This window comes from Bacteroides sp. MSSM.1001136sp1_RTP21357st2_D2_RTP21359_211015 (assembly GCF_040913205.1).
GTDB lineage: Bacteria > Bacteroidota > Bacteroidia > Bacteroidales > Bacteroidaceae > Bacteroides > Bacteroides ovatus.
Genome location: NZ_JBDFVF010000044.1, coordinates 17,088 through 30,659, shown reverse-complemented (window position 1 = coordinate 30,659; position 13,572 = coordinate 17,088). Strand labels below are relative to the sequence as shown.

The following is a 13,572-nucleotide window of genomic DNA, read 5'->3' as shown; positions in this document are numbered from 1 at the left end:
TCTTTTCTTTCTTGAAGTTTATTTTTTAATCGTTACTAATTCTCCTTCGTCATTGATGGCTTTAATATCATCTCCTTCAATAACCACGGCACGAGTTTCTTTTTCAAAAGCTTTGGGATGGTTAACACAAATATCATATACCTTTTTATTATAGGTATACTTCACACGACTATTTTCCGTATGACCGATAATAATACGTTTGACATCATATTGAGCCAGAAGTTTATCTACATCCGCTTCCTTTATCGGACTGTACTCACTGCCAGTCTTAACCATTCCACGATACCACAACGGACCGTTATAACTATCACTATAAAGGAAATCGGCAATATCCGGATATTGTTTTTTCCGTTCCTCTTTTGAAAGGTAAATGCTCTTGCTCACCAGTTCATTGATTTCGGGAATTGTCTCTTCGCGTTCCATAAACACCTTACTCAATCCTGCATGAACATAAAGGTTTTCACCTACAATCTGAATGGTGTTTTTAGAACGCAGCCAGTTACCCATCACATTCGTCAGTCCCCACATTTTTCCATAGGTCATGTTCATCGCTCTTTGCGAAAGAGTGTTGTACTTGGCATACGTATATTTCAGATTATCACGCATTATCATTTCTTCGTGATCCCCCAAGATGGTTGTCACTCTGCCGCCAACAGTTTTCGCCTCAAATTCCAATTTGTATATGAGCCATAAAATAGGAAGTACGTCTGCTCCACGATCGAAAATATCACCATCAATCACCAAATGGTTACTGCCATATATCCATTCATATTTATCATTAATCACTTCCCCTGTTTTCAGAATAGCGGCAAACAAGTCGAAACGCCCGTGAAGGTCGGATACGGCAAATGTTTTAGCATACTCGGTACGGTTTTCCCATGCCGGACGTTCAAAATTCTCAATCTTATTAATGGGTACCTGAAAAAGGAGCTGATTATCATCCGAATACACATCCAGTTTCAATCCGGCCGGTAATCCGGATTCTTCACGAATGTTCAATGCATTATCTTTAGTCACTTCCAGAATTTTAAGTCTACCGTTTTCATAGAAAAGGTAAGGACCATCATTACGGAAATGAGTGATTTCAGCTATATCCGGTCCCACGGGAGTCAGATCTTCCCCGCACGAATAAAAGGCCGTGATGAACAAACCCAAAAGGAAATAGATGCTATATATCTTTTTCATAATTTCTATACGTTAATGCGTTAATTAATGCAATTCATATTCCGGATTCTGAACCATATTTTCATTGTACTCCATTTCGTGGTTAGGAACAGGAAGAACGATTTTATAATAACTCCAATCAAACTCTACTGCTTCATTGGGAACTTCGCTCAAATAATCTTCACGTATCACTTTCTTGTTATTTCTAAGTAAATCAAAGAAACGTTGTCCCTCTCCCCAGAATTCAATGCGACGCTGTTCAAGCACCAGATCCAGATTTATACCTTCATCCGCCACAGCATCCAGATCCTTACCCGTACGTGCATAAATAGGTTTCAGATACTTGCGCGTATTAGGTATATCATTCCTCTTAATCGCAGCTTCAGCCGCATTCAGATAGAGTTCCGACAGACGGAAAACCGGGATATTGGCATCTTCATACGATTTAGAACCTTGTGCCGGATATTTCAAGCAATAAGGTTTACTGCTACTTGCCGTAGACACCATCTGACTACGAACATCATCGGAATTGTCTTTCATGTAGTCTTTCCAATACTTTTCGGTAGCTATCAGATTATATTTGGTGCTAAGATAACCGATGGATGATTTTCCCGGACTATCAGTTGTCAGATTCACAATTTCGAACAACAGTTCACTATTGAACGGAGTAGCCCATATCTTGGCATATTCATCATTGGTCCACAACTTATAGCCTTGTTTTTCCGCACCTTTGATAGCTTCGGCAGCCACATCGTATGCCTCTTTGTCATTCCCCATATAGAGATAAACCCGGCTTAATAATGTCATTGCCCCCCATTTATTGATTTTACCCTCTTTCTTTACCGGACGAAGCAGCTTCACCGCATCTGTCAGGTCGTCTGTGATGGCCTTATAACATTGGGCGGTCGTATTGCGGGAAGGTTTGATATTCTTATCTTCTACCACTTTATCAATAATGGGCACAGCCAGTGATGCCCCGTTATCTTTCAGATAAGGATACCCGTAAATACGTGTCATATCGAACAGCAACAAGGCACGTATTGCCAAAGCCTCTCCTTTCAAGTCATTATAATATTCCTGCTCTGTCAGCTTCTCCAGTTTCGGAGTTGTAATTTCCCGATCGGGAACAAGCTTTATCTTTTCAATATCCCGGAATAAAATGTTCAGGTTCTTACCAATACCGTAGTACATCCCCCAGAAACCACTAGGTCCATTCGTCTTATTGTACTTGAATGTATAGAAACTGACATTGGTGCTGGAAGACTTATAAGATTTCATGTCATCTCCCCTCAAATCACCATAACAGAACATATCTGCTCCATAATAACTGGATGACTGCATACTGCTGTATGCACCGTTCAGCACAAATTCAAAATCTCTTAATTCGGTCAATGAACCATCGGTTTCTATAGCTGTGGAAGATTGCAAATCTAACCAGTCATTTCCACAACTACTCAATAAGGTTGCAAAGACACCTAAAGCTATATATTTTATCTTTTTCATACTTATTCATTTATAGATTAATGCACTTAGAATTTCACTTCCAAACCGAATGTATAGGTTCTCATCGGAGGAGTATCCCAACTAGGTGATGAACCCGATTCGGGGTCAATATAATCGTATGCCGCCCAAGTTAACAGGTTATTGCCCGATGCATACAGACGTATATTGTCGATACCCACTTTCCGGGTCCATGTCTTCGGCAGTGTAAAGCCGAAAGTCAGATTCTTCAGACGAACATAATCTCCACTGTATAAACGACGTGTGGTAGCATAATCGGTCATGGAAATTGATCTACCGACTACAAAACGTTCAATACTCGTTTCATCACCCTCCTTCTGCCAGCGTTTCCGGTAATAAATAGGAATATTCAGCGTTCCATCGCCACCGTGTTCCAGTTTGCCTGCCGCGCCGTCATAGTTCCATGCCCCAAAAGAGAAATTCACGTTAAAATTCAGATCAAACCACTTATAAGAGATGCTGTTACCCAGTCCACCGGTGATAGTAGGATCGGCACATTGCAGTATCACTTTTTCCGCACTACGCGGATCTTTAGTAGTTTCTTTGTTCAGATTTCCATTTTCATCCGTCGTATTCTTATAGAACATCGGTTCACCGTCTGCCGGGTCGATGCCTGCAAATTCAATCATATAATAGGTAGAATAGGGCAAACCTACCTTATGAATAGATGTTCCGCTGGTTACTTGTTTCAAATCTCCGTCCAACTTCAGGATTTTATTGGCATTATGTCCCAGATTCAAACTAGTACTCCAACGAAAATCTTTTGTCTCGATATTAGTTGAACGAATTTCCAATTCATATCCCTTGTTTTGTAATTTACCTATGTTGGCAAGATAACTTGAGAAACCTGTTGCAAGAGATAATGGCCGGCTGTAAAGCAGATTTTTCGTTGTACGAACGTAATATTCAAATGTAACATTCAGTCTGTTGTCGAAGAATCCCAAGTCGATACCGGAGTTGAAGTTGTAGTTGGTTTCCCAAGTCAGTTCCTTGTTTTTCAGTTGCGACTGCGTGATACCCGGATTATCGTTATAATTACTAGTCAGACTGCTCAATCCCATATATCCATAATAAGAAGACGGCAGAGTTCCGTTCACACCGTAAGAAACTCTAAGTTTCAGGTCACTTAACCAGTTCTGAAGAGGTTTCATAAAACTCTCGCTACTCACTCTCCATGCACCGGACAATGACCAGAAATTTCCCCAACGATTCTCTCTTGCCAATCGCGAACTTCCGTCTGTTCTCCAACTCGCTCCCAGATAGTATTTGTTGTCATAATCATAGTTGGCACGTGTAATATAAGAGACAATACGCGTCGTACTGTTAGAACCTCCCATACTCTGATACACTACACCATTGTTGACTTCCGGTTTATCCCAGCGTGCAAAATTAGAGATAGTAGTTCCCAGTCCATCCGACTCCTTACTGTTGATTTCATAACCAGCCAAAAGGTCCAGATTATGTTTTTTCTTGATCTTTGTCTGATAAGTCAGAATATTAGACCATGTCATATTGGTAATATCATTATAATCTTTGCTGAAACGCCCGTTATCATCGTCACCGTCACTGGTACGCGGGTCTTTCCATGCACGAGACTTGTTCATCACAAAATCATAGCTGAATGTAGACGCAAACTTGATTCCTTTCCAAATATCGAATGATGCATATACGGTATTGAAAGAACGAGTCGCATATTCTCTCTTAAAATTATAAGAATTTGATAACATCGGGTTACGGTCATCCAATTTGATTAATGCACGGTTCCAGGTGCCGTCTTCATTCCATATAGGGTCAGACGGTGTGGCTCCATTACGCGTACCGTAAATTGGAGAAGTATACGATGTCCCTTCCGAATAAGTATCCTGATTCACTTTGGAGAACTGTATCTTTGCACCGATATTCATCCATTTAGCCATTTGATAGTCTACATTCAAACGTGCAGAAATACGTTCCAGACCGGAGTTTATCGTAACACCATCCTGCTTCATATAGCCGATGGACGTATAGTATTTAATCTTTTCCTGTCCGCCGGAAGCTGAAAACTCGTAATTCTGGTGGCTACCGTTACGGAACAGATAATCATCCCAATTCACAAAACCACACCAAGGGATCGGTGCATACTGGTCAATATTCGAATCGGCATAAGCCCATGCTTCATTCTCGGTCATCCCCTGATGAAGTCCCACCTCATCATCGGTCTTACCGCTATAAGTTAAAGCATAATTTCGAAGCCCCTCGTGGATCAGGTTACGACGTTCCTGTCCGCCCATCAATTCGCGGAAAGGCATGGCAAAATTAGAGAATCCCCAATCCGATTTCAATTTAAAGACCGGTTTACCTGCTTTTCCTTGTTTCGTAGTAATAATGACAACTCCATTCGCTGCACGTGAACCATAAAGTGAAGCAGCAGCGGCATCCTTGATAACAGTGATGCTTTCAATATCCGATGTATTCAAGGTAGACATTACATCCAAACCGGAATCACTACCAGATGCACCAATATTACCCGACAATACGGGAACACCATCCACTACATACAGCGGAGAATTGGAGGCATTAAACGAACCCATACCACGGATACGGATGGACGTTGACGAACCCGGTATACCCGAACCGGTATTTACGCTGACACCGGGAGCCGCCCCCTCCAACATCTGTTGGAAAGATACATTAGGCACATCTTTCACAGCATCTGTCTTTACGATACTGGCAGAACCTGCATAAGCCGATTTCTTGAAAGTACCATATCCCGTTACAATCACTTCGTCCAACAGGTTATTATCCACTTTCAGGATTATGCTCATCGGCTTGCCGGGAGTTGCAACTACCTCCTGTGACGTATAACCGATATAAGAAACCATCAGAGTCACTTTCTTGTCTGTAACTTCCAGATGGAAATTACCGTCCATATCAGTCATCATACCGTTAGTTGTACCTTTCACGATGACATTAGCTCCGATTATCGGCTCTCCACTATCTTCAATTACTTTCCCTGTAATCGTATATTTCTCACGTGCAACAGTTTCCGTCCTAACGGGTTCAGCCTTACGGATGGCAATTACTCCATCATGAACCGTATAAGTCAGTCCGCTATTTCGCAGGCATTTGTTAAGCACTTCAGAAATCAGTTCATTCTTCACATCCAGATTTTCCACTCTGACTTTCTTTGCATCATTTGTGCTGTAGATAAAGGTAAAGTCCGTTTGTTTCTGAATTTCCCAAAGAACTTCATTCAGTGTTACATTTCTGAATTTGGCTGTAACCGTGGTCTGTGCGAATACAGATGCGCGCATCAGCCCTGAAGTCGTAATACAGAGAAAAAGGAACATCATACAAAGACGTTTTCCATATTTCCCAAATCTGGCAACATTACGTAGTTTTTCCATAAAACAGGGATTAATGATTAGTGAATATTTTGATAGTTTTTCCTTCTACTGTGACAGTTACTCTACCCGTTTGCTCCAACAATTTCACCAATGGGGTAATCTCATTATAGCGGTTAACATAGCAACCGAAGCGTAACTCTTTCGTCGCCTCATTCTCATAGACTACATCCATATCATACCATCTGGCAAGAGTTTTCATGATGTCGTCCAATCGCTGGTCCTTGAAATTGATCTTTCCATGTATCCATGAAGTATAAAATGCAGTATCTACATTGCGTACATTGATCTGGTTGCTGCCCGGAGTAATACAAGCCTGTTCCGATGGTTTCAGAATCCGGTTGCTTCCATTTTCAGTCTGTACTTTTACCGAACCGCTGACAAGTGTAGTTTGATATTCTTCGTTTGCGTAAGCTGATATATTAAAAGTAGTTCCTAATACTTCTATTTTCATCCCTTTGGTTTGTACAATAAAAGGCTGTCCGGTTTTGCTTACTTCGAAATAGGCCTCTCCCTCCAATTCTACCAGACGGCAATCCTGTGCAAACTGAACAGGGAAACGGATGGAACTCATAGAATTCAACTGTACTTTACTTCCATCGCTCAACGTCAGCTGATATTCACCACCACGAGGAACGTTTACCTTATTATATGCAAGTTTTTCGGATGTCCGGGCGGGAGCCTGCTGATAATTCAATGCTGTAGAATCCACCTGAATGACTGTACCATCTTTTTCTTTCAATTCCACGCCGGAGGTAGACTTCAAATCAATTGCTTCTCCATTATCCAGAATAAGAACGGCTTTCTTACCACCCGGAACAATTTGTTCCGCTACTTGAGATAACGGCTGGGGTTCATTACCGCTCTTATATATTGCCACAGTAGCAACAACCACCGGAAAAATGAAAATAGCAGCATATTTACATATATTCAGTATCCGATGTCTGAACCGATGGCGTTGGATTTTTCTTTGCACTCCCTCCCATCCGTCCTCTGTATGGAAAGTTTGCCGCTTCTGCATATTCTGCTTTATGTTCTCTTCCTTGCAGATTTCCCGAAAAAGGCGTTCGTTTTCGGACGATTCATTTCTCCACCGAGTCAGTTCCGCCTGTTCTTCTTCCTCGATTTCATCAGATAAGTATCTGGCAATGAGTCTTGCAATATAGAAATGTTGGTTTATCATAATTCACATGTTTTAATCGTTGTTTATACTAAAACAGGTGAATTGAAAATCAGGGTGTATTAAAATGATTTTTTTTAAAAGAAACTATAAAAAGTAAAAAACCAGGTAGTAATAGTCTTTCAAATATACGCGTAATTTACGGTAGGCAATCTTTTTCTGGGAGTGTACCGTTTCACCGGAAATATTCAGTGTTTCAGCAATTTCCGGATTGCTTTTTCCCTCAAGTGCCAGTTGCATAATGCTTTTCATCTGCGGTGGCAGTTTTTCAATGGCATCCACCAATATCCGGTAACTTTCTTCTGCAATGACCTTGTCTTGAAAAAAAGAGTCTTTACTCATTTCCTGAACTTTCTGTGCATACTCGTTCATGACTTTGGTATGTTCCAGTTCATTCAAAGATTTATTGCGTACCGACGTGTAGAGGAATGATTTAATCTGATGCACATACATGAAATCATCGCGCAACTGCCACAACTTCACAAAACACTCCTGAACAATATCAGCCGCTAATGCATCATTTTCGACATACTGATTAGCAAACATACATAGAGATATGTAATATTTGTCGAATATAGAACGAAACTGCGTCTCATCAGTTAACTTAATACTAATATAGTCTGTTGTGCCAATCACGTATTCTTTATTTTGGTTACAAATATACCATTTGAAAATTATGTAACCAAACAAAAATGAAAAATCACAATCTTTGTTTCATTACAAAACCTTCAAAGAAGTCGTCCCGGTAACTATTACCGATAGCAATTTCATACGATTTTATAAATATATCATTATTGTCAAATGACTCGATGTGATCGGTATTGACGATATAGGATTTATTCACCCGCAAAAAAATAGATTTTGGTAATAAATCGAATATGGCTTTCAGGCTCATGCGAGTAATGATACGCTGGTCGTTCAGTTGAAGAATGACGTAATCTTTCAATCCCTCAATAAAGAGAATATCGGAGAAATTCACCTTGAAATACCGGCGCTCTGCCTTTACGAAGAAATATTCAGCGGCAACAATCGTTTCGATAGCTTCTTTTTCTTCTTTCAATAATAGAGAATGATAGGATAACGCTTTATCCACCGCCTTTTGAAAACGTTCCGCTTCGACAGGCTTAATCAGATAGTCGATTGCATCTACTTCATAGCTATCCAACGCGTATTCTGTATAGGCTGTGGTGAAAATAACCAGTGTCTTTTTGGAAATTGTACGGGCAAACTCTATTCCTGTAATCTCAGGCATCTGAATATCCAGAAAAACCAGATCGACTCCCTGTTGCTCCATAAAGTCGGAAGCAGTTGCAGCACTGTTAAAACTGCCTATCAACTGGAGGTTATCGGATTCTTCTATCAATAACTTCATGGCCTCACGTGCCAAGGGTTCATCATCTACAATGATACAATTCATAATGTTATACTTAAAATTACAGAATAGAGATTTTCATCTTCTCTTTGTTCCAACTTATAATGTTCAGGATACAGTAATCCTAACCTACGCTGGATATTGGCAAGTCCGATTCCACCGACTTTACCCTGCCGGACTGCAACAGCCGGTTTAGAATTCTCACACCGGAAATCCAGTCGGTGAGCATCCACCTTAAAAAAGACATGGATATACGAAGAATGCTCACTATCAAAACTATGTTTCACCGCATTTTCCACAAAAGGAATGAATAACAAAGGCTGAATCCAAATGGAATCCACTTCTCCCTCCTGCCTCAACGTAAACTGGAAATTGTCACGGCGTATCTTTTCCAAATTCAGATAGTCATTCAGGAAACGGATATCCGAAGCCAATGAAACTCTTTCACGCGAACTGTCGTTAATCTGATACCGTAGCAAATCTTCCAGTTTAAAAAGTACTTTGGAAGCTTCTTCCGGATTTCTCTTTATCAGGACATTGGCATTATTCAGCATATTGAAAAGAAAATGCGGGTTAATCTGATTCTTCAGAAATGTCAGTTCGGATTGCAAAGTAGTGGACTCGAGTTCGTCAATACGCAGGTTATAACGCAACCAATGGGTAAACAAGGATATGGCTGCCGAACCTGCGGTAACAAAACCGATGGTCAGTATCCCCGAAAAAGTATTAATGAAAGTAGCGAATCTGCCAGGATCTTTTCCGGGCAGAATTACTTCAAAGAGTAATCCCTGGGTGACTGAAAGGAAGACGATGACTACCAAATTCGTCAGGACAGCCGCCAGGACATAGTGCCCCAAACGGTTCTTCAACAGAAAACAGGGTACTAATATATACAGGTTCATATAGATTACCGTATTAATGGAAACAAAATATGCCAGGAATCCACCAAAACGCCGCCAAAAAGAAACTGACTGCAAAGGTTCGTACCAAAAGACATTAATAGTCATCAAAAGAACTATTATTTGCAGTAACAGATGTCTACATGTCCGGTAATGAGGACTTAGCAGAAAAGCTGTAACGCTTTTATCTTCCATTCTTCTATGTTCTGTATTCAGGTTCATACTTCACCTCCTTTCAATTCCAACCAGATGCTTTCTGTCGTCAGGAATAGTCTGTAACGATTGCCATATAATAAGTTCAGTCTTTGGCGGATTCTTTCAAGTCCTTTATCTTCCAAAAGATTCACTTGTAGGCAAAGACAAGTGAATATAATTGTGTTCTCTTCTACTTTCAAATGGATTTTGAGAGAAACAGGGATTGATGTTCGCTGTTCGTTGATTGATTTTACAATATATTGCACAAATGGAATGAAAAGCAAGGGTGGAACCAGTGTTCTATTTACTTCTCCATCCGCAAGCAGTTCATAATTGAATTGTGCCTGAGAATTCTGTTCCAAGGTCAGGTAATTATTCAGGAAATTAATTTCACTACTAAGCAATACCTTTGTTCTGCTGCAATCATATAGCTGATAGCGAAGTAGTTGACTTAATTTCATCAGCATCTTCGAAGCTTTTTCCGGTTCGCTCAATGTCAGTTCCCCCGAATGATGCAATGTTTTGAAAAGAAGTTCGGGGCTGACTTGTTCTTTTAGCTGTTCCACTTCCGAAAGAACGTGAACCTTTTCCATTTGTGAGACACGTTGATGATCTATCATCCATTCTTTCAGGAGAACGGTCATTGTTCCTCCTATCATGCAGAGTGTGGACAACATGAAAGAAGATATATAATCCATCACTATAGGTATGGAGAAATAGGAGGCACGTTCGTAAAATTCCGGCCAGCAGGAATAAGATACATATTCCGTTGCCATTTGTATTGCCAGGGCAAGCATCATTGCTACTGAAAGTAAGGATATGTAGGTTAGATAGCGTCTTTTCAGCAAAAACTTTGGAAAGAGCCAGAAAAGATTCAGATAAATAACTCCTATATAAGTCAGTAGATATAAGAAAGTGAATGTATAAATCCATCCTCCCAATATATCCCGATAATCGAGGAATATAATAAAAACCTGATTGAATGATATGGTAGCCAACACCATAATAAGCACCAGATAACGCGCCCATCGAAGTTCCGGACTAACGAGGAATCGATATAATAAAGTAGATTTATTGTCTGTTGTTATTGTTTCAGCCATCGTGTATTTAATCAGGGAAGATGTTTTATCTCCGGGGACGAAGATAAAACATTTTTCCGGTTGGACTTCTATATCGGTTATTTAAAATTCAAGTTTATAACTCACATTTGTCAATGTTGTAGAACCGTCACTAACATCAATTTTTCCAGTTTTCACATTATATTCATGTCCATAGTGTTCTTTCGCACCGGTAAAATTAAGTCCTTTCACTGCAAACTCATGAGAGACTTTCTTCTTGTTGATGCGGTAACTCACGGTATAGTTGCCGATAAGCATGGGAGAATACTGTTTAGAAAATGCTTTCGTTTCGTCATACTGTACCTCTTTATCAGGATGATTCATCGTTGCTTCCCTGTCAATCGGAGAATACCGGTCACCTCCTTGTAAGGTCAATTTCAGATTGATGCTAAGAATATTCTGTCTGTTACGTCCCAGCATCCATTCCTTTCCAATCAGTCCGTTGATGACATAATTCCGATTAAACTTCGTATTGTACCACACACCGTCTCCGCCCCGGTAGCGGGAATCGAAAAGAGAACCGGAAATCATGTAATAGAGTCCTTTTTCCAGGAAACGTTCTAAAGTGATGTCAATACCGATGTTGCGTCCTCTTCCTTTATTAACCAATGCGTCTTCCACATAGAAATCAGAACGGTTGAGTACGGAATAAGAGCTGTCAGCCATCACAGGCACATCATGGAGAAATTGGATATAAGGTTCTATTTTCAGATTCATGCGATCGGATATTTTGTATCCAAAAGATAACATGACGTGCTTCGCTTTGGTGAAATCGAGTTCCTTGTTGACGGATTTGTCTCCTGTACTTTTCGTTTTCACAAAATAGACGTCCATTTTCTCCATGCGACTGTACATACCATAAGCCAGTGCAAAAGTTGCTTTCGGAGTAGCTTGCCATTTCAAACCAATACGGGGTTCAACAGACCATTTATTATTCAGAGTCAGAAATTGCCCGTAAATACCGGCATTGAGCGTCCAGCGTTCCGTCAATCCTACAGAAGAACTATTGTAGGCAGATATCAGACTCGTATTACCTTTTCCTTGAGATACGGTTTCCAGTGATTCGGCTTCATAAGGAGCAATGGCAAGATTCATTTGATAGAACATGGCATTATACGTAAATCCTGTCTTATTAGTAAAACGGTTACTGAATTTACGGTTAAAAGTCGAAGTTAGTATTAAGTTAGTATGTTTTGAGTTAAGATCCATGTAGGGGGTGGATTCCAAAGAGTGGTTAAACATGGTTGCTCCACCGTCCAATTGCGAATAAGTACCGGCAATAGTGGTTTTCAGTGATGCGTCATTGTTGAAGAAATAACGGTGGCTGATACCTCCGGCAGCCATATACTGTTTGTCTTTTGATTCGCTACGGTCGCTCATATATTCCCATTTATCCGTATTCTTTTCAAAATCACTGCCGAATTTATCAATCAGGCTGGTTCCCCAGACAGAGAATGTTCCTGCTTTCTGTGTCGGGAAATTCAGTTTGAAGTTCAAGTCCTGATAGTCCATCTTTCCGCCCTCCAAGTTCAGAAGTCCTGTTGTGGAATACCGATAATTGAAAATATAGGATGCTTTGTGCTTCTTGCTTAACGGTCCTTCGGAAGCTACATCAATTCCCATGATGCCCACTTGAAGCGTATTCTCATTCTTCTGGTTATTTCCATTACGCAATTTCATATCAAACACACCAGATACCGCATTTCCATATTCTGCCGGAAAAGCTCCGGTAAAGAAATCGGAATTACCCAATACCTGCGAACTAAGAGATGAAAGTATCCCTCCACCCAATGTGGCAATATCCGCAAAGTGATTCGGGTTCGGAATTTCAACGTCTTCCAATCGCCACTGCAACAGATGGGGAGCATTGCCATGAATGGATATTCCATTGGAAGATACACTGGGGGCCACTCCGGCAAAGGAAGATACCAAACGGGCAGGGTCGTCAAAACCTCCGGCATAGCGGCTCGCTTCTTCCACACTCAACATACGGGCTCCAGTAGTAGCCATCTTATTCATCGCTTCCTCTTTATTGGTCCTGGCACGAATCACTACTTCATTGAGTTCGTTTACACTTTCTTTCAAAGGAATTTCCAAATAAACCTCTTTGGCGGAAGTTACCAGTATCTCTCTGAAAATACCCGGTTCATATCCCATAAAGGCTGCCTCTACCGTATGCCGTCCAACAGGAACCTGTGGTATGCTGAAACGACCGAGACTGTCTGTTATCGTACCAGTTCCCTCTTTTTCGGATAATCTCACCGTTGCATACGGTATCGGGTGTTTTGAATCCCCGTCAATAACCATTCCCCGGATTGTCTGTACCGGCGGGCCTTTTCTCTGCGGTGTCTGACTAAAAGCCACTGCGGATACCAACAAAGCAACCAACAAAAGTATCCACCCGCCATAACGATGTGTTTTTCGGGTTAACTCTTCACCAAGAACTCTTTCAAAGGTTTTGAGTACTGTGCTGCATTCATCTGCGGAGATACCCGACTGAATAGATATTTTTTCTAATAATCTAGTTTTATTCATCTTCATGATTTTATTCTGTTTTTATTTCGTCACGAAGATAGAGTATAGAAGATTGCCGATTTTTGAAATGAGACGAATACATCCCGTTTGTAGACAAAACACAAAATTGATAAGACGAAAAATCGTCCGAACTATGGAATTTCACTTAAAGAAGAACCTCTTTTTAAAAGACACATCACTTTCAGAACGATTTATATCCTCTAAA

General features: G+C 40.6%; 9 protein-coding genes. All 9 read right to left on the bottom strand.

What is annotated here, in order from left to right; translation table 11 throughout:
- Nucleotides 1–18 precede the first annotated feature (18 nt).
- Nucleotides 19–1,185, bottom strand: coding sequence for a metallophosphoesterase (locus AB5217_RS22100; RefSeq protein ID WP_032845324.1), 1,167 nt, complete (start codon nucleotides 1,183–1,185; stop codon nucleotides 19–21).
- Nucleotides 1,186–1,209: 24 nt separating this feature from the next.
- Nucleotides 1,210–2,667, bottom strand: a complete 1,458-nt coding sequence (locus tag AB5217_RS22095) for a RagB/SusD family nutrient uptake outer membrane protein (protein ID WP_032845325.1) — start codon at nucleotides 2,665–2,667, stop codon at nucleotides 1,210–1,212.
- Nucleotides 2,668–2,693: 26 nt separating this feature from the next.
- Nucleotides 2,694–6,071: a TonB-dependent receptor gene (locus tag AB5217_RS22090; protein WP_032845326.1), complete on the bottom strand. Its 3,378-nt coding sequence runs from the start codon at nucleotides 6,069–6,071 to the stop codon at nucleotides 2,694–2,696.
- A 10-nt stretch (nucleotides 6,072–6,081) separates the two neighbouring features.
- Nucleotides 6,082–7,251, bottom strand: a complete 1,170-nt coding sequence (locus AB5217_RS22085; RefSeq protein WP_032854266.1) for a FecR family protein — start codon at nucleotides 7,249–7,251, stop codon at nucleotides 6,082–6,084.
- Nucleotides 7,252–7,335: 84 nt separating this feature from the next.
- A complete protein-coding gene (locus AB5217_RS22080; protein WP_004304159.1) occupies nucleotides 7,336–7,884 on the bottom strand; it encodes an RNA polymerase sigma-70 factor in 549 nt (182 codons plus the stop codon).
- 64 nt (nucleotides 7,885–7,948) lie between these two features.
- Nucleotides 7,949–8,665, bottom strand: a complete 717-nt coding sequence (locus AB5217_RS22075; RefSeq protein WP_032845328.1) for a LytR/AlgR family response regulator transcription factor — start codon at nucleotides 8,663–8,665, stop codon at nucleotides 7,949–7,951.
- Nucleotides 8,662–9,741, bottom strand: coding sequence for a sensor histidine kinase (locus AB5217_RS22070; protein WP_032845329.1), 1,080 nt, complete (start codon nucleotides 9,739–9,741; stop codon nucleotides 8,662–8,664). The genes AB5217_RS22075 and AB5217_RS22070 overlap by 4 nt, the downstream gene beginning before the upstream one ends.
- Nucleotides 9,738–10,814: a sensor histidine kinase gene (locus AB5217_RS22065; protein ID WP_004311232.1), complete on the bottom strand. Its 1,077-nt coding sequence runs from the start codon at nucleotides 10,812–10,814 to the stop codon at nucleotides 9,738–9,740. The genes AB5217_RS22070 and AB5217_RS22065 overlap by 4 nt, the downstream gene beginning before the upstream one ends.
- Nucleotides 10,815–10,895: 81 nt before the next feature.
- Entirely contained in the window at nucleotides 10,896–13,373 is a 2,478-nt protein-coding gene (locus AB5217_RS22060) for a TonB-dependent receptor (RefSeq protein ID WP_042994176.1), read from the bottom strand.
- Nucleotides 13,374–13,572 lie beyond the last annotated feature (199 nt).